Origin of the sequence: Spongiibacter marinus, assembly GCF_016906995.1 — a bacterium.
In the GTDB taxonomy this organism is placed as follows: domain Bacteria; phylum Pseudomonadota; class Gammaproteobacteria; order Pseudomonadales; family Spongiibacteraceae; genus Spongiibacter; species Spongiibacter marinus.
Map to the genome: position 1 here is coordinate 97599 of NZ_JAFBBD010000009.1, position 16678 is coordinate 114276.

Below are 16678 nucleotides of genomic sequence, written 5' to 3' on the forward strand. Positions count from 1 at the left end.
CCTCGCGGCAGTGGATAAGAATTTTTAAAAAAGCGGGGAATCGCGGCGGGCAGGACGCCCGCCGGCAGACTTAGCGCTGTTGCAGTCGGGTTTCAGCGCGATCAGCGGCGGCGCGTACCTGCGCAGGTGCGGTGCCGCCAATATGGTTGCGGGCGTTGATAGAGCCTTCAAGCGTGAGCACGTCAAAGACGTCGTCTGCAATGTCGGCGCTGAACTGCTGCAGCTCTTCCAGACTCATTTCAGACAGGTCCTTGCTCTGTGCAATACCGTAGGCCACAGACTTGCCAACCACCTCGTGGGCGTCGCGGAAGGGCAGGCCTTTGCGCACCAGGTAGTCGGCCAAATCGGTCGCCGTAGAGAAACCGCGCATCGCGGCTTCGCGGGTAACGTCGGCATTCACGGTAATGGCAGGCACCATATCGGCGTAGGCTTTGAGGCTGTCTTTTAAGGTGTCGATCACATCGAACAGCGGCTCTTTATCTTCCTGATTGTCTTTGTTGTAGGCCAGCGGCTGCGACTTCATCAGCGTGAGCAGGCTGATCAGGTGACCGTTAACGCGGCCGACTTTGCCGCGAATCAGCTCGGGCACATCGGGGTTTTTCTTCTGCGGCATAATCGAGGAGCCGGTGCAGAAGCGGTCGGGCAGGTCGATAAAATTAAATTGCGCCGAGGTCCACAGCACCAGCTCTTCGCTGAAACGCGACAGGTGGGTCATGATCAGGCTGCCAGCGGCGGCAAATTCAATGGCGAAGTCGCGGTCGCTTACCGAGTCCAGGGAATTCTCGGTAGGGCGGTCAAAGCCCAACAGCTGTGCGCTGTATTCGCGGTCGATGGGGTAGGTGGTGCCCGCCAGTGCGGCGGCGCCAAGGGGGCTTTGATTCAGGCGCGCGGCGCAGTCCTGCAGGCGGCCAAAGTCGCGCTCCAGCATTTCATTCCAGGCCAGCATGTGGTGGCCAAAGCTCACGGGCTGGGCAGTTTGCAGGTGAGTAAAGCCGGGCATGATGGTGTCGGCTTCGCGGCGCGCCAGTGCCACCAGGCCCTGCTGCAGGCGGGTGATTTCGCTGCAGATGCTGCCAATCTCGTCGCGCAGGTACAGGCGAATATCGGTGGCGACCTGGTCATTGCGCGAGCGGCCGGTGTGCAGCTTCTTGCCGGTAATGCCGATCTTGTCGGTCAGGCGCGCTTCAATATTCATGTGCACGTCTTCAAGGCTTACCGACCAATTGAATTCGCCCGCTTCAATTTCGCTGCGAATCTCTTCCAGGCCGGTTTGGATCTGCTTGAGCTCGTCCTCGCTGAGTACGCCGACTTTCGCCAACATGGCCGCGTGGGCCAGCGAGCCGTTGATGTCGTGATGGTAGAGGCGTTGGTCAAAGCTCACCGACGCGGTGAAGCGCTCAACAAACTGGTCGGTGGCCTCGCTGAAACGCCCACCCCAAGGTTTGATAGCCGGCTCTTTGTCACTCATTGCAAACAGGTCCTGTGTCATTGGGCGCTGCGCGGGCAGCCCATCGGAAAAGCGGCAGAGTATAGCAGAAATTACCGCGCTCTCGCTGGCTGTCTGCGCCAGGGCTGCCACTCACCGCCGTAACGTTTATGTAATATAGCGTGGCCATAATTTCGCGTGCCGAAAACTCCTGTGAAGTAAGGATCCGCCATGACCCAGGCGACTGCGCCGCGCGCCAAATTAGTGGAGCAATTGTGGCAACTAAAAGCTGCTTTTGAGCAGGCCCAGGACGGCCGAAGTATTCATTTTGACACCTTGCTGCGCGACTCGGATTACCGTCGCGAGCTGATCAACGAAGCGGCGATGAGCCGTCATCGGGAGATGCGTGACCTCGGGCGCAGCCTCAGAGTGATCAACACTGACGGCGAGCTGCGTGCCTCCCAGCATTCGCGCAAACCCGTTAACCCCGACATTGCCGAGATGATGGACTGGCAGTCGCAGCAGCCAGCCGAAGAGGCCGTGCGTTCCCGGCGCTGGTGGCTGTGGTTGCTGCTGCCCGCGCTGTTGCTTGCCGTATCGCTATGGTGGGTATTGGGGCGCGGACACGAGCAGCTTGTCAGCGGCTCCCTGCACGGCGATCACGTGTGGACGGCGGATAAAACGTGGATTCTCGACGACATTGTCTATGTTGAGGCCGCTGCCACGCTAACGATCGAACCTGGTGCGGTGGTGCTGGGGCAGCCCGGCAGCGCCCTGGTGGTCACCCGCGATGGCCAAATTATGGCGCGCGGCCGCGCCGATGCGCCGATTGTCTTTACCAGCGCGCAGCCCGAAGGTGGGCGCAAGGCCGGCGACTGGGGCGGTCTGGTACTGCTCGGCAATGCGCCGGTAAATACCCTGGATGCGCAGGTAGAAGGGGTGCCGACCAGCGATACGCGAGGGATGTTCGGCGGTGTTGACAGTCGCGATAACTGCGGCGTGCTGGAATTTGTGCGCGTGGAGTTCGCGGGGTACGAGGTGTATGCCAATAACGAACTCAACGGCTTAACGCTGGGGGGCTGCGGCAGCAATACCATTGTGCGCCACGTGCAGGTGCATCGCGCTTCCGACGACGGCATAGAGATTTTTGGCGGCACGGTGGATATGAAGCACATCCTCATTAGTGGCGCTGCCGATGACTCGCTGGACTGGGATATGGGATGGCGCGGCCGCGTGCAGTTTCTGCAGGTGCTGCAGTATCCGGGTATGGGTGACAATGCCATCGAGGCAGACAACCGCAGTGGCCGCGAGGATGCCCAGCCAATCTCCGAGCCGCAGTTCTACAATGTGACGCTGCTGTCGCTTAACAGCGACGATAAATACCAGCGCGCCATGACTCTGCGGCGCGGCACCGGCGGCCACTTTCACAATATGATTATCAGCGGCTTCTCCGGTGAAACTATCGATATCAAAGGGCACGTCAGTGCCAGCCGGCTATCGACGGGAATGATGAGCTTTGGCGGCCTGCTGCTGTATAACAACGGTCGCGATGGTCGCAGTCACTTTATTGAAGAACTCGGCAAGCAAGACGACGACGGCGGCTTTGATGAAGCGGCGTATTTCGCCTCGCTGGCACGCCGCGACATTTCGCCAGAGTTCAGCGTGCCGGTTGACCCGGTTCGTGTTCCCGATTTTCGCGTTGGCAGTAAATCTCCCGCCGGGCAGGGGGCTGTCGCGGTTCCCGAAGGCGAATTTTGGGATCAGGGCGCCAACTATCTCGGCGCGGTGCGGCCGGGCAGCGCCAGCACCTGGATGAATGGCTGGACGGCATTTGCGCCAAACTGACGCGCGCCGATGAGTTGGGCGGTTTAGTCTGCCAGGCGGCTGGCGTATGATACGGCGCTGATGCTTTACACGGACCCACGCTAATCATGTCTGAACAGCCCTCGCGCACGCTGCGCATTGCCACCCGCGAAAGTCTGCTTGCTCTCTGGCAGGCGGAATATATCAAAGCCCGCTTGGAAGCCTGTCACCCGGGGCTACAGGTTGAACTGCTTGGCATGACCACCCGCGGCGACCAGCTGCTGGACTCGCCGCTGTCGAAAATTGGCGGCAAGGCGCTGTTCGTTAAAGAGCTGGAACAGGCACTGCTCGATGGCCGAGCGGATATTGCCGTGCACTCGATGAAAGATGTGCCGATGGAATTTCCCGAAGGCCTGGGGCTGGCAATTATCTGCGAGCGTGAAGATCCCCGCGATGCGTTTGTTAGCAACCATTACGCCGACGTCGACGCCCTGCCGCAAGGGGCGAGAGTGGGCACCAGCAGCCTGCGTCGCGAATGCCAGTTGCGCGCCCGGCGCCCCGACTTGCAGATCAGTAGCCTGCGCGGCAACGTGCAAACCCGCCTGCGCAAGTTAGACGACGGCGAGTTCGATGCCATTATTTTAGCCTCCGCCGGTTTGATTCGCCTGGAACTTCAGCAGCGGATCGCCTCCTTTATGAATGTTGAAGACAGCTTGCCCGCTTGCGGTCAGGGTGCGGTGGGCGTCGAAACCCGCTTGGATGACAACTGGGTACGTGAACTGCTGGCGCCGCTGCACGACGCAGACAGCGCGGCCAAAGTGATGGCCGAGCGCGCCATGAACACGCGCTTACAAGGTGGCTGCCAAGTGCCGATTGCCGGTTATGCCATTACTGACGACAGCCGCGACGACCACTTGTGGCTGCGTGCGCTGGTGGGCGAGCCCGATGGCAGCCGCGTATTGCGCGCAGAATTAAGCGCACCGGCGGCCGACCCAGAAGCTCTCGGTGTGGCAGTTGCCGAGGCACTGCTGGCTCAGGGTGCGGGTGACATTTTGGCGGCGGTTTACGGTGACCAGCAGCACTGATCTGCAGGGCCTGCGCATTCTTATCACCCGGCCCGAGGGCCGCAACGAAGAATTGCGCAGCGCCCTGGTTGCCGCTGGTGCTCAGGTCTGGGTGCAACCGCTGCTGCGCATCATTCCCCTGGACGAAAACGACGAGCGCTATCAGCACGCGCGTCGCTGCCTATTGGACCTGGACCTTTACCAGCACATTATTTTCATCAGCGTGAACGCGGTGGCCTGCGGTATGGCCTTGATCGATGATCTATGGCCGCAGTACCCGCTGGGTGTGCGCTGTCACGCCATCGGCGCTGCCACGGCCAAAGCACTCCATGACTGGCCGTGGCCTGCCGGCGCGCTTACGCCCTTGGAGGCGCAACAAGGCGGCGCGATGGACAGCGACAGCTTGCTGGCCAGCTCGGCGTTTAATGGGGTTGATGGGCAGCGAGTGTTGATTGTTCGCGGCTGCGGTGGCCGCGAGCAGTTGGCGCAAAAACTCCGTGAACGCAACGCGCGGGTAGACTATGCTGAGTGCTATCAGCGCTGTGGGCCGGGTGAGGCCGCCGATGATTTACAGTCGCAGTTAGAGGCGGCGTCGATTCAGTTGGTATGCCTGAACAGCGGCGACACATTACAGCAATTTACCCAGCGCATTGCCGCTGCGCGACGCGATCAGTACCACCTGGTTCTACCCAGTGCGCGAGTGCAGCAACTGGCCCAAGAGGCCGGTTTTAGACATACCCTTCTTGCAGAAAATGCCGGTACAGCAGCGACGCTGGCGGCGATAAAAACGTGGCAGAGAGAACACAATGTCGGAAACCCAAAATGACAACAAGGACGTGGCGGTAGCCGCCGACGATACCCCAACCACTTCAACGCCGTCGCAAAAAACACCTGCTGCCAAGAGCAAGTCTGGCAAAGCGGGCGCCGTGGCAACGCTGGCTCTGCTCGTGTCGCTATCCGCGCTGGCAGCGGCTGCCTGGCTGTATTACCAACTTATCTATCTCAATCAGCAGCAGAGCGCGCAATTCCTCAGCGATATCACTGCGCAGGTGCAGGGCCTTGATCAGCGCAGTCAATCGAGTGCGACAGCGCTGGACCGCCAACGCGAACGACTGACCGAACTCGACAGCGCACTGGATCAGCAGCGCGCGGTTGTTCAGCGACAAATTCAACAGCTGAGCGACAAAGTACAAAGCCTCAGTTCGGTCGACCGCAATGACTGGTTGCTGGCCGAGGCCGAGTATTTATTGCGACTGGCCAATCAACGCTTGCAGCTCAGTGGTGACAGTCGCGCCGCAGCGCAGTTGTTAGCCAGTGCCGATACTATTTTGCGCGAGCTGGACGATCCGGCGTTATACCCGGTGAGGGAAGCGCTGGCGGCAGAACTCGCTGCCTTGCAGGGCAGCTCCAGCTTTGATCTGGAGGGTGCCTACCTGCAATTGCAAGGTCTGGCGGACGCTGCCGAGTCGCTGGCGGTCTACGAGGCTCCGAGCTATCAAGCTGAGCCTCAGCCGGCGAGAGACGCCTCCTGGCAGGAGGGCTTGAAAGCAGGATTTGAACGCGCGTGGGCGAAGTTGCGCAGCTATGTGCGCATTCGTCAGCACGATGAAAAATTCAAGGCCGAGCTGGCGCCGGAGCAGGCGACCGCCCTGCGCGCCAGTTTGCGAATGATGCTGGAGCAGGCGCAATTGGCATTGTTGGCAGAGCGCCCCGCCCTGTACCGCCGCTCGCTGGATAAGGCGCTGGCGTGGCTGGAGCGCTACTACCCGCTGAATGACGGCAGTCAGGCGCTGGCTGCATCTTTGGAAGAACTGCGAGCGGCCGAGATTCGCGCCGAGCGTCCGGATATTTCTGCGTCGCTGCGGGCCCTGAAGGACTACAGCAAAACCCGCCGTTGGCAGCGCGAGGTGGGCCAATGATCCTGTTTCTCGCGGCACTGTTTGCGCTGGCCGCTGCCGCCGCGATTGCGGTGGCGATTCAGTACGACAGCGGCTATGTCTTGTTGGCCTATGGCCATACCACTGTTGAGATGACTCTGTGGGTAGCGCTGGCGCTGCTGGCGCTATTCTTGTTTGTGGTGTGGTTGCTGTTCAGCCTGTTGCGCCGCAGTGCACGCCTGTCTGACAAGTTGGGAGCTCTGCGCGGTCAGCGGCGTCAGCAACGCGAGCGTCAACGCAGTCACCGTGGGGTCATCGCCTATACCCAGGGCAACTGGTTGCAGGCCAAGCGTTTGCTGCTGTCGAGTGCCAGTAGCGACAAACCGCTGATTAATTATTTACTGGCAGCGCGTGCCTGCCAGCGCCTGGGCGATGAGCGCGGCGCACTCCAGGCGCTGAGCCAGGCAAAGAACTGCGGCACTCAAGCGGGTCTTGCGGCAGCCCTGACACAGGCGGAGTTGCAACTCGACAACGGCCAGTTGGAAGAGGCATTGGCAACCTTGAACCGCTTGGGTAAAAGTGCCGAGCGTCAACCCGCAACGCTGCTGCTGCTCGCGCGGGCCTATCGCGGCCTTGGTGATTGGCAGGCGTTATTGGCGCTATTGCCGGAATTGAACAAGCGGAAATTGCTTCAGGAGTCGGCGCGGCGAGAGCTGGAACTCGAAGCCCTGCGCGGCCAATTGCTGCGGTTGCGCCACGGTGGCGATGCCGAGCCGTTGCTTAAATGGTGGCAGCAGCTGGGGCGAAGCAGCCACCTTCGCAGTGAACTGCTGGAAGACATGGTGCCGGCGCTGCTGTCGCTGGGGCGTAGCAGCGAGGCCAGCAAATTAGTTCGCGCTGCCATTAAACAGCAGTGGCGCGACGAACTGGTGTTGTTGTTTGCGGGGATCAATGACGACCCCGCCCGACAGCTGCGCGTTGCCGAGTCCTGGCTGAAAGAACAACCCAACAACCCTCAGCTGCTGCTGGCATTGGCGCGTATTTGTCTGCGTAATGAGCTGTGGGGCAAAGCGCGCGAATACCTGGAAAGTGCTCATCGCATCGCGCCTTCGGCGACGGTATGCTTTGAATTATCGCGCTTGCTGGAACATCTCGGCGACGCCGAACTGGCGGCGTCGATGTTGCGCGAAGGGCTGCTTTTGCAGGGGCAGCAATTGCCGGATTTGCCAATGCCGCACTTGAGTCATCAGTCATGAATATCGATGCGCTGCGTAAAATGCTGGCGCGAGGCCAAGACAGCGCCATGCTGCGGTTCGGTTTGGGTAAAGCCTTGCTCGATGACAAACAGCCCGCTGAAGCGGCTGAGCACTTGCAGTGCTGTGTGGAACAGGACGCCGATTACTCGGCGGCTTGGAAACTGCTCGGCCGCGCTCACCAGCAGCGTGGCGATGTCGCCGCCGCCCGCGCGGCCTGGCAGCAGGCTCTGCAAGCCGCCGCGCGCAAGGGCGATAAACAAACCGAGCGCGAAGTGCAGGTATTTTTGAAAAAGCTCGATAAGTAGGCGCGGGCCTGACCGCGATTGATTCCAGCCCTACCGTTCGCTCCAGTCGCCCTCAGGCGGGCTGGCCAAAGCACTCGCTCCACTCACGGGCCACTCTGTCCTACGACACTCGCTTTGCCCGCGACACCTCTGCTGTTCATGTAGGAGCGGTTTTAACCGCGAATGAAGCTCTGAAAAAACGCATTGCTATACGTGCTGCCGAATGTGGTTCAGTACTCCGAATCTTCGCGACTAACAGCGTGCCCCGCGACCGCAGGGAGTGCCTTGGGTAAGTCGCTCCTACAAAAACACCACTTTGCAGTCGGGCGCGTAGGACAGCGTGCCCCATGACCGCAGGGAATGTTTTGGGTAGCGGGCCTGACCGCGACGCTTAGCTAATAAACGGGCCGCGCATCAGTTTCGGCAATACCCGGTTGATTACCTCGGCGATGTAGTCGAGGAAGAGGGTGCCCATACTGGATTTGAAATGCTGTGGGTCCTTGCTGGCGATGGCCAATACGCCGTCGATATTCCCCGGTTTAATGGGAATCAGCGCCGCCGAGCCAATGTGGTCGGCGTGTTTGCCAAACAGAAAACTTAACTCCTCGCCGCGCAATACACCGCACACGCCCTTGCCGCCACGCAACAAGCTGCCGATATGTTGCTGGGCGGTTTCCGGGCTGACCACCCGCAGTTGCGCGTTGCCCATTTTTGATGGGTCGCCGAATAAGGTCAGGCTGGCGTAGTCGATCATGTCGAAATCATTCACCAGGCGGCGGCACAGGGTGTTGCTCAATTCTTCCGGCCTACGGGCTTCCAGCATGCCGAGAATCAGCGCTTTGCTGCGCTCAAAAATCACGTCGTTGTGCTGGGCGTTGTCCAGCAGGTTGCTCATGCGTGAACGCATATCCATATTGCGCTCGCGCAACACTTCCACTTGGCGCTCCAGCAAACTGACGGCTTTGCCGCTGTGATGGGCCAGCTTTAACTCGGCCAGAATGTCTTCGTTCTGCAAAAAGAAACCGGGGTGGTTTCGCAGATAGCGCGCAACATCGTCTTCGCTGGGGAGACCGTCTTCTTTAGGTTTGGCTGTGTCCACAGTGCATCCTTATTATTGCTGGCTGGCGTGCCGCTAAAGCTGAATTTGCCCTTCAAAGACCGTGGTCGCGGGTCCCGTCATAATAACGGGCTGCCCGGGCTCCGGCCAGTCGATGCTGAGCTTGCCGCCCGGCAATGCGACATTCACCTGATTATCGAGCCGGCCCTGCACAATACCCGCGACAACGGCGGCGCAGGCGCCAGTGCCACAGGCTAGTGTTTCGCCAACACCGCGTTCAAAGACGCGCAGGCGGATATTTCGGCGGTCGACAACTTGCATAAAGCCGACGTTTACACGGTGGGGAAAGCGCGGGTGACTCTCGGCAATGGGGCCAACGCGCTCAACGGGCGCGGTGTCGACATTCTCCACGGGCAACACCACATGGGGGTTGCCCATCGACACGGCGCCGACCTGCCAGGTCTGGCCGTCGATTTCCAGTGCGTAATCGGTGGCCTGCTCGGCCGCGTCGAAGGGAATGTCCGCAGGGCTTAACACCGGGGCGCCCATATCCACGCGCACTTCGCGGTTTTCGGTAATTTCCAGTTCGATGATACCGGCGAGGGTTTCCACGCGAATGCGCGGTTTGCCGGTCAGGCGCTTGTCGCGCACAAAGCGTGCAAAGCAGCGTGCGCCGTTGCCGCACTGTTCCACCTCGCTGCCTTCGGCGTTGTAGATTCGATAGCGGAAATCCACCTCGGGTTGGGTGGGGATTTCCACCGCCAATACCTGGTCGCAACCAATGCCAAAATGGCGATCGGCAATTTTGCGAACGTGGTGGGGCTTGAGCTTGAAGCGCTGGGTAATGAGATCGACAACCACGAAATCATTGCCCAGGCCATGCATTTTGGTAAAGCGTAGCTGCATCGTATGTCCTGTGCGGCGCCTCGCCGGTGGCGCAGTTCAACGATGCGGGGGCCACTGCTGCTGGGCGGGCCAGCGTGCGGAGTTTACTCCGGCAGTACGGCTTCGCCACGCATCAGGTCGGCGACAGTTTCACGCGCGCGAATAAGGTAGTGTTGGTCGCCGTCGACCATCACTTCTGCGGCGCGTCCTCGGCTATTGTAATTGGAACTCATGGTAAATCCATAGGCGCCGCTCGATGCCAGTGCCAACAGGTCGCCACTTTCAATGCGCAACTCGCGGTCTTTGGCGAGAAAATCGCCGGTTTCACACACCGGTCCCACCACGTCGTACAGGCGGGCTTCGCCGTCGCTGCGCGGGTTAACGGGTAGTAGATCCATCCACGCCTGGTACAGCGAGGGGCGCAGCATGTCATTCATGGCCGCGTCGATTATGGCGAAATTCTTGTGCGGGTTGAGCTTCAAAAACTCCACCTTGGTCAGCAGCACACCGGCGTTGGCGGCGATAGAGCGGCCCGGCTCAAACATCAGTTTCACTGCCCGGTCGCCCAAGCGCTGGCGAATAGCGGCAATATAGTCGGCCGTGGAGGGGGGAACTTCGTCGCGATAGCGCACGCCCAGGCCACCACCCAGGTCCAAATGCTTGATCTGAATGCCCTGCGCTGCCAGCTCATCGAGCAGGGCCAGCAAGCGGTCGACAGTGTCCAGAAAGGGGCTGGTGTCGGTGAGCTGGGAGCCGATGTGGCAATCAACGCCCTTCACGTCCAGGTGTTCGAGGCTGGCGGCGCGCGCATAGACGGCAGGGGCGCGGGCAATATCGATACCGAATTTATTGTCGCGCAGGCCCGTGGAAATATAGGGGTGGGTATTGGCGTCGACATCGGGATTTACGCGGATAGAAACCGGCGCCTTGCTGCCAAATTCGCCAGCCACCTCGTTGAGGCGCTCTAATTCGGCCTCGGACTCAACGTTAAAGCAGTAAATACCCACTTCCAGCGCGCGGCGCATTTCCTCTGCGGTTTTGCCGACACCGGAAAACACAACGCGATCAGCCTGGCCCCCTGCGGCCAGTACCCGCTCCAGTTCGCCGACCGAGACAATGTCAAAACCGGCGCCGAGGCGGGCCAGAACATTCAATACGGCAATGTTGGAGTTGGCCTTTACCGCATAGCAGACCAGGTGATCCTGACCCTGCAGGGCGTCGCTGTATTCCGTAAAACGCTGCTCCAGATAGGCTCGCGAATACACATAGCAGGGGCTGCCATAGTGTTGGGCGATATCGCGCAGTGAAACGTCTTCGGCAAATAATTCGCCGTTCTGGTAGTGGAATGCAGTCATGCGTAATCTCTAATTCTGAGGGCTGGCGGGGGCGGCGTCTTCGCTGGGCAAGACCAGTGGCCCGGTTTGTCCGCACGCGGCTAGAGCGAGGCACAACAGTGCAGTGGCCCAGCCAAGGTGGATACGGCGTTGCGCGGTCATGAATACACCCCCGAAAAAATAAGCGCGTAGTATAGCGCTGCCCGCGCCTGGATGCACCGCAGCGCTCGTCGGTGACGAGCTGAGCTTGCTATACTGGCCGGCAAATTTTCAGGATGTGATGGCAATGAATGAAGTGGAATTTCACGATGTGCTCGACACCCTCTACGAGACGATTGAGGACGCCGTGGATAAGTTGTCGGTCGACGTAGACTGCGAGATCGCCGGCAGCGTGTTAACCCTGACATGCCCGGATGGCAGCGCCCTGATTTTTAGTCGGCAGGCGGCGAACCGGGAGCTGTGGCTGGCGGCGCGCAGCGGCGGTTATCACTTTAGTTGGGATGGCCAGCAATGGTTCTGTCAGCGCGAGCAGCAGTCGCTGAGTGAATTATTGCAGCGCTGTGCGCAGGATCAAATCGGCGAAGCGCTGGATATTTAGCGCCGCTACGTGGTTTGGAGCCTGTCGACTTCCCGCTGGATAAGCTCTTCCAAATAGCGTTTGTAACGCATGTACACCGTTGTTTGCTGCGGCGGTTTATTCCCCAGGTTCACACGGTCAATCGCAAAGTGCCGCTGTTTCGGATAGCGCTCCACCAGCTGCGTTGCCAGCCGGGTAAACAGCTTGGCTCCCTCATCGCGATAATACAGTTGCTGGTTGTTCCAGCGCACATCAAATACCGGGCGAGCGCGCTGACGGGCGTGGGCGGTGGCCTCCAGATACAGCGGCGATTGCTGTGCTGGCGGTGCCTGAAGGGGGCGACTCTGCCAGCGGCCGTCGTGCTGAATGAGCTTGTAGAGCCGCACCCGGTGGCGCAGCCCCTGCTCCTTGCGCGAATGCTGAAGAAATTGCAGCAGCTGATAGATGAGCGCGTCAGGGGTGCTGCTTTCGGCCGGCAGATAGATTAGCGAGCCGCGTTCATCGCGCAGAAAAATATCCACCAAGGTCGCGCGCAGGTGCACAAAAATATAGCAGTCGTCGCTGCGACAGGTGTCGATAATACTGGCAAGGGCAGAGTTGGGCAGGCAGTGGCGATCCATGCGCAGCGGGCTAAAGCGGCTTTGGCCGCGTTCCAGGCACTGAATAAGCTCGCTATAGCTGTCGGCATTGACCACATCCAGCTCGTTATTGCGCTGTTGCAGAATGTGAAAGCCATCGGCCAGTTTCAGAATATAGCGGGTATTGGCCTCGGTATTTTCAAAGCAGGGTTGAATGCCCGCAGCCAGGCCCATCAGTCGCCGCGCCAGCCGTTCACCCGGGTCATTGAAGCACAGTATGTCGATTTTCGGCGGCGAGCTGCCGCTGGCGGCGGCGACCGTCAGCTGTTGATAAGCATGTAGCGTGTCGAGCAGGGCCTCGCCGCCGGTAAAGGCCATCGATGACACTTCTCCCCAGCTGTTCAACACCACCATCTCCACATTGGCCACGGGATAGCAGCTGCTGTGCTGGCCAATGCCCTGGCTGCTGAGCTGGCTGAGGCTGTCCTGCCCGAGGTTAATGCAAAACAGGGTGTACAGCGGCACCTTGGGGCGAGTAAAAGCGGCGTGCTGGGCAGGGTCTGCGGCGGGCAGACGCTTGGGTAAGTGGGCGTGCAACCAGGTGGCCAGGCGGTTCAAATCGGCCTCGCTCACGCCCTGACTACGACTGCTAAGCCGCAGGCGACTATTCTCTTTGACCAAGCCATTGCAGTAACACCAACACAGCAGGCCGCTCAGGTGTTCGTCTTCCTTGAGAACGGCGCCGCTCTCGAAGTCGTGGCGGGCGCTGGCACTCACTGCCCAGCGGCGCTGATTACCAAAGCCCAGGGTGTGGAAATACAATTGCTGTTCGGAAAGGTCGGGGGCGATGCCGGGGTTGAGCCACTCTACCTTGTGCCGCTTGCGCTCGAAGGCGGCGTAGAGCTTGCGGCCGAGCAGGGTCATTTCCTCTGAGTTAATTAGCGCTGACTGCTGGCTGTGGGCAGCGAAATCTTGCAAAAACCGGTAGCTGTTGGTCAGCTCTGCCACCAAAAAGCGGTGCTCGTCGCGTACGCGCCGCAGTTTCCAGCGGTGGCGGGTGTCGAGGTTGAGTAAGGTTTCCGGCTGCCAGTGCCACTGGCTGGCGAGGGCGCTCATGCGTTGATGGCGCTCGACTTGCTTGCTCGCCGCCGGCCGCGACAGGTGCAGCCCGGTTTTGAAGTAAAAAGCGCGGCGCACCAGTTCCAGCCGGTCTTTCTCTCCGCGCTCTGACAGGTAGTGCTCCAGGCGTTGATATACAAGGATATAGGGGTCGAGCTGGTCGGCGTCGCATTCGCCGTTGTACACGCGCGCTTTTAAGGAAAGGCAGATCGGCTGCACGTTCGGGTAGTGGCGAGCGTAGGCCTCGGTGAGCAGCAGTTTCAACAGTGCTTTGTAAGGCGAAGCAATGGCCTTGTAGAGCTGCCACACACCCGCGCCAATAAATTCACCGGCGGGAATGGCGGCAACACCGCCGAAGTTAATCGATTCATCGGGGCCGATATGCTGTTGCGCGTGGAGCAGGGCGGTGTATTCGTCGTAATTTTCCTCTTCTTCCGGCGGCACCAGCCACCAGATTGGATAGCGACCGGCAACCACCACCACGCTGCGGTAGAACTCGTCCAGCAGCAAATAGTGCTGACTGGTACCCGCGCCCTCGGCGCTTAAGCGCTCGCGCTTGCCGCGCCGAAACTGCTCGTTGTCCATTAAGAAAAAGTGCAGCTCCAGGCCCAGCTCGGCGGCCCACTGACTAATATGCTCGGCTTTTTCCTGTAACTGCTTGCGCGCTTCATTGGGCAGGGCATTGCGATGGCACAGCCAAACATCCAGGTCGGAGTCTTCGGCCTGCGCGATACTGCCGCAGGAACCCATGATGAAGATGCTGTGGATCAGGTGTTGATCGGGAGGGCGGTAGTGAAAACCGCTGGCGATGTATTGTTGCGCGCGTTCCACCAGTTTGGGCGTTGGCTCAAAGCGGTCGATGCCGCAGGGCGTGTCTTTGCTGCTGTAGCCGGGCAGAGAGGGGTGGTTAACATGGAACAACAATGGAATCAGGTCGAACAGGATGCGCTGACGTTCCTGTAGGGCGGCGCGGGTGCGCAGCAGACGCTCGGCGTTCAGCTGCAGAAAACGCTCGCGAACATCGGCGATGCGTTGTCGGCTTATGCCGCGCTCAAAGAGCGATGTGGGAGCGTGTTTTGCCGACATAAAAGCCTGTAAAACCGTGGGTGACGGCTTTCACTGTAGCGTGAGCCAACGCAGATGTCATGGCGCGATGCGCTTGAGCAGCAAGTGACCTTGTGGGTCGAGCTGGGCTTGCCAGCCCTCGGCCAGCCAGGTTGTGGCCACCGCCTCGCAGATGAGCGCGGGCCCGGCCAGTACGTCGCCGGGCTGCAGCTGTTCGCGTTGGTAGCGGGGCACGGGCTGGCCGATGAAGGCAACGCGCTGGTGGCTGGGTTCGCGCTGCGCCTGCCCTTGGTGTGGTGGCAACGCCTGTAATGCGGCGGGGGCGCGCAGGGCAAGACGCAAGTTCACCAACTGTACCGGCAGCCCTAAACGGTGGCCGTAGCGCTTGGCGTGGGCGCGGTGAAAGGCCTCTTCGCAGTCTTCAATACTGCCGTCAAAGGGCAAATTCAAGGTGTAGGACTGCCCCTGATAACACAGGTCCAAACTGGCTTGTGCCTGTATGGCGTCGCTTGCTACCCCTTCATCGGTGAGGGCCTTCTGGCCTTCATCGCGAAGGTCGGCAAAGGCTTGCGCTAATGCATCGCTGGAAAGCGTGGCCAGGGCCTGGTTAAGCGTTCGGGAAAGTTGTCGCTCTCGCGGGGCCAGCAGCATTCCCAAAGCGGAAAATACCCCGCCATAGTTGGGAATAATGACCTCGTTGGTGCCCAGTGCCTCGGCCAGCGCGCAAACATGCAAACCGCCGGCACCGCCAAAGCAGCACAAACTAAACTCAGCGGGGTCGTAGCCGCGCTGCAGGGAAATGACCCGCAGGGCGCGCACCATGTGCTCGTTAGCAATATCAATAATGCCGGCGGCGGTGTCTTCCACCGACAAGTCAAGTTCACTGGCCAGTGTGGTGACGGCGGCAATTGCCGCGTCACGTTGCAGAGGCAGTTTTCCGCCCAGGCGGGCGTCATCGGGTAAGCGGCCGAGCACCACATTGGCATCGGTCACTGTAGCGCGCAGCCCGCCCTTGCCGTAGCAGGCGGGGCCGGGAGAGGCGCCCGCCGATTCCGGGCCAACGCGCAGCAGGCCGCCTTCATCCAAGTGGGCAATAGAGCCGCCGCCAGCGCCGATGGTGTGCATGTCCACCATCGGTACCGCGACGGGGTAAGGGCCGATATGGCCCTCGGTGGTCAGGGCAATATCGCCATTAATCAACGCGACATCGCTGGATGTGCCGCCCATATCAAACGTAATCAGTGCATGCCGGTTCAGTATCCGGCCGAGTTGGCGGGCCGCTGCCAAGCCCCCGGCGGGCCCGGAAAGTAATAAATTTACCGCGCGTTTTGCCGCGTTAGTGGCATCTAAGGTGCCACCGGACGATTGCATGATCGCCAGCGGCGTGCGTGGCATGGCCGCTTGCAAACGCTGCAAATAGCCCTGCACCTTTGGCCCCAGCCAGGCATTGAGCCAGGTGGCCATGCCGCGCTCATACTCCTTGTATTCCGGCAGTACTTCGCTGGAGCGGGAACAAAACAGGTGGTCGGGCAGGGCGGCGGCAATGGCTTTTTCGTCGGCGTCGTTAAGGAAGGAAAACAGTAGATTAATCGCCACCGCTTCGGGCTGTAGCTCGGCAAGTTGTTCGCGTAATTTCTCAAGCTCCGATGCGGACAAGGCCTTTAACGCTTTCCCCTGGGCATCCACCCGGCAGTCCACTTCCAAACACAGCTCGGCGGGAACCGGCGGCGCGACGGGTGCCGGGCACAAGTTATACAACTCGCGGCGGGTTTGTCGGCCAATGCTGAGCACATCGGCAAAGCCGCGGTTTGTTATATACGCCGTGCGCACGCCCTTGCCTTCCAGAGCGGCATTGGTGGCCACCGTGGAGCCATGGACCACGGTTAACGAACCATCTTGGATGCGGTCTTCCAGACCCAGTGCGTGAATACCCTGCAAGATTGCGCGCTCGGGTTGGTCCGGCGTCGACAAACATTTGTGCAAGCGTATGCCGCTGCCATCCACTGCAACAAAATCAGTAAACGTGCCGCCCGTATCGACGCCTAATAAACACAGTGATGACATAGGAATATGTGTATCCAAAAAAGCGATATTGTCGCGGCTTCAGCGCCATAAGTCATTATTGGATAGCGCAGGTCAGGACCGTTCCTGCACGTATGAGGCACGGATCATGTGGTGTGCTGGAACAAACCGGTGTTTTTGTAGGAGCCCGCCTGAGGGCGACCAGAACGAACGGTAGGGGTTGGATTAATCGCGGTCAGGCCCGCTCCTACACTGCGTAAAGCACGACTTTAGTCGCGAAGGTTTGGAGCGCGAAACCTCAAAAGATCATCAGCAATATTTTCGGTAGAAT

At 60.0% G+C, this 16678-nt stretch carries 14 protein-coding genes; 7 read left to right on the forward strand and 7 right to left on the reverse strand.

Features of this window, described 5'->3' with window-relative positions:
* Positions 1 to 70 precede the first annotated feature (70 nt).
* On the reverse strand, positions 71 to 1468 hold the full coding sequence (argH, locus tag HNR64_RS14530; RefSeq protein WP_204997157.1) for an argininosuccinate lyase: 1398 nt from the start codon (positions 1466 to 1468) through the stop codon (positions 71 to 73).
* Between the two features lie 189 nt (positions 1469 to 1657).
* Between argH and HNR64_RS14535 the strand changes: the two genes are divergently transcribed.
* The 6 genes from HNR64_RS14535 to HNR64_RS14560 all read left to right on the forward strand — a co-directional run bounded on the left by HNR64_RS14535 (position 1658) and on the right by HNR64_RS14560 (position 7731).
* Entirely contained in the window at positions 1658 to 3271 is a 1614-nt protein-coding gene (locus tag HNR64_RS14535) for a hypothetical protein (RefSeq protein ID WP_204997158.1), read from the forward strand.
* Between the two features lie 86 nt (positions 3272 to 3357).
* A complete protein-coding gene (hemC, locus tag HNR64_RS14540) occupies positions 3358 to 4314 on the forward strand; it encodes a hydroxymethylbilane synthase (RefSeq protein ID WP_204997159.1) in 957 nt (318 codons plus the stop codon).
* Entirely contained in the window at positions 4298 to 5119 is an 822-nt protein-coding gene (locus HNR64_RS14545; protein WP_204997160.1) for a uroporphyrinogen-III synthase, read from the forward strand. Before hemC ends, HNR64_RS14545 begins: the two co-directional genes overlap by 17 nt.
* The gene (locus HNR64_RS14550; protein WP_204997161.1) at positions 5100 to 6212 is read left to right on the forward strand and encodes a uroporphyrinogen-III C-methyltransferase; all 1113 of its coding nucleotides are present in this window, start codon (positions 5100 to 5102) and stop codon (positions 6210 to 6212) included. Before HNR64_RS14545 ends, HNR64_RS14550 begins: the two co-directional genes overlap by 20 nt.
* Positions 6209 to 7426 carry a heme biosynthesis HemY N-terminal domain-containing protein gene (locus HNR64_RS14555; RefSeq protein ID WP_204997162.1) on the forward strand — a complete coding sequence of 406 codons (1218 nt, stop codon included), beginning with the start codon at positions 6209 to 6211 and terminating at the stop codon, positions 7424 to 7426. Before HNR64_RS14550 ends, HNR64_RS14555 begins: the two co-directional genes overlap by 4 nt.
* A complete protein-coding gene (locus HNR64_RS14560; RefSeq protein WP_204997163.1) occupies positions 7423 to 7731 on the forward strand; it encodes a tetratricopeptide repeat protein in 309 nt (102 codons plus the stop codon). Before HNR64_RS14555 ends, HNR64_RS14560 begins: the two co-directional genes overlap by 4 nt.
* 370 nt (positions 7732 to 8101) lie before the next feature.
* Here HNR64_RS14560 and HNR64_RS14565 read toward each other — a convergent pair whose 3' ends face one another.
* The 4 genes from HNR64_RS14565 to lptM all read right to left on the reverse strand — a co-directional run bounded on the left by HNR64_RS14565 (position 8102) and on the right by lptM (position 11148).
* Positions 8102 to 8809 (reverse strand): DUF484 family protein, encoded by a 708-nt coding sequence (locus tag HNR64_RS14565; protein ID WP_027874752.1) that lies wholly within the window; start codon positions 8807 to 8809, stop codon positions 8102 to 8104.
* 33 nt (positions 8810 to 8842) lie between these two features.
* On the reverse strand, positions 8843 to 9673 hold the full coding sequence (gene dapF / locus HNR64_RS14570) for a diaminopimelate epimerase (RefSeq protein ID WP_204997164.1): 831 nt from the start codon (positions 9671 to 9673) through the stop codon (positions 8843 to 8845).
* Between the two features lie 83 nt (positions 9674 to 9756).
* Complete coding sequence (lysA, locus tag HNR64_RS14575) at positions 9757 to 11007, reverse strand: diaminopimelate decarboxylase (RefSeq protein ID WP_204997165.1); 1251 nt, start codon at positions 11005 to 11007, stop codon at positions 9757 to 9759.
* A 9-nt stretch (positions 11008 to 11016) separates the two neighbouring features.
* A complete protein-coding gene (lptM, locus tag HNR64_RS14580) occupies positions 11017 to 11148 on the reverse strand; it encodes an LPS translocon maturation chaperone LptM (RefSeq protein ID WP_204997166.1) in 132 nt (43 codons plus the stop codon).
* A gap of 124 nt (positions 11149 to 11272) precedes the next feature.
* Here lptM and cyaY point away from each other — a divergent pair, with 124 nt between their 5' ends.
* Positions 11273 to 11584 (forward strand): iron donor protein CyaY, encoded by a 312-nt coding sequence (gene cyaY, locus HNR64_RS14585; RefSeq protein WP_204997167.1) that lies wholly within the window; start codon positions 11273 to 11275, stop codon positions 11582 to 11584.
* 5 nt (positions 11585 to 11589) lie between these two features.
* Here cyaY and HNR64_RS14590 read toward each other — a convergent pair whose 3' ends face one another.
* A complete protein-coding gene (locus tag HNR64_RS14590; RefSeq protein WP_204997168.1) occupies positions 11590 to 14346 on the reverse strand; it encodes a class I adenylate cyclase in 2757 nt (918 codons plus the stop codon).
* A gap of 57 nt (positions 14347 to 14403) precedes the next feature.
* Complete coding sequence (locus HNR64_RS14595; protein WP_204997169.1) at positions 14404 to 16389, reverse strand: hydantoinase/oxoprolinase family protein; 1986 nt, start codon at positions 16387 to 16389, stop codon at positions 14404 to 14406.
* Positions 16390 to 16678 lie beyond the last annotated feature (289 nt).

Excerpts from the sequence above, each read along its gene's own strand:
- cyaY (WP_204997167.1), top strand. The coding sequence starts at position 11,273 with ATGAATGAAGTGGAATTTCACGATGTGCTCGACACCCTCTACGAGACG.
- dapF (WP_204997164.1), bottom strand. The coding sequence starts at position 9,673 with ATGCAGCTACGCTTTACCAAAATGCATGGCCTGGGCAATGATTTCGTG.
- lptM (WP_204997166.1), bottom strand. The coding sequence starts at position 11,148 with ATGACCGCGCAACGCCGTATCCACCTTGGCTGGGCCACTGCACTGTTG.
- lysA (WP_204997165.1), bottom strand. The coding sequence starts at position 11,007 with ATGACTGCATTCCACTACCAGAACGGCGAATTATTTGCCGAAGACGTT.
- HNR64_RS14595 (WP_204997169.1), bottom strand. The coding sequence starts at position 16,389 with ATGTCATCACTGTGTTTATTAGGCGTCGATACGGGCGGCACGTTTACT.
- argH (WP_204997157.1), bottom strand. The coding sequence starts at position 1,468 with ATGAGTGACAAAGAGCCGGCTATCAAACCTTGGGGTGGGCGTTTCAGC.
- HNR64_RS14555 (WP_204997162.1), top strand. The coding sequence starts at position 6,209 with ATGATCCTGTTTCTCGCGGCACTGTTTGCGCTGGCCGCTGCCGCCGCG.
- hemC (WP_204997159.1), top strand. The coding sequence starts at position 3,358 with ATGTCTGAACAGCCCTCGCGCACGCTGCGCATTGCCACCCGCGAAAGT.
- HNR64_RS14550 (WP_204997161.1), top strand. The coding sequence starts at position 5,100 with ATGTCGGAAACCCAAAATGACAACAAGGACGTGGCGGTAGCCGCCGAC.
- HNR64_RS14590 (WP_204997168.1), bottom strand. The coding sequence starts at position 14,346 with ATGTCGGCAAAACACGCTCCCACATCGCTCTTTGAGCGCGGCATAAGC.
- HNR64_RS14560 (WP_204997163.1), top strand. The coding sequence starts at position 7,423 with ATGAATATCGATGCGCTGCGTAAAATGCTGGCGCGAGGCCAAGACAGC.
- HNR64_RS14535 (WP_204997158.1), top strand. The coding sequence starts at position 1,658 with ATGACCCAGGCGACTGCGCCGCGCGCCAAATTAGTGGAGCAATTGTGG.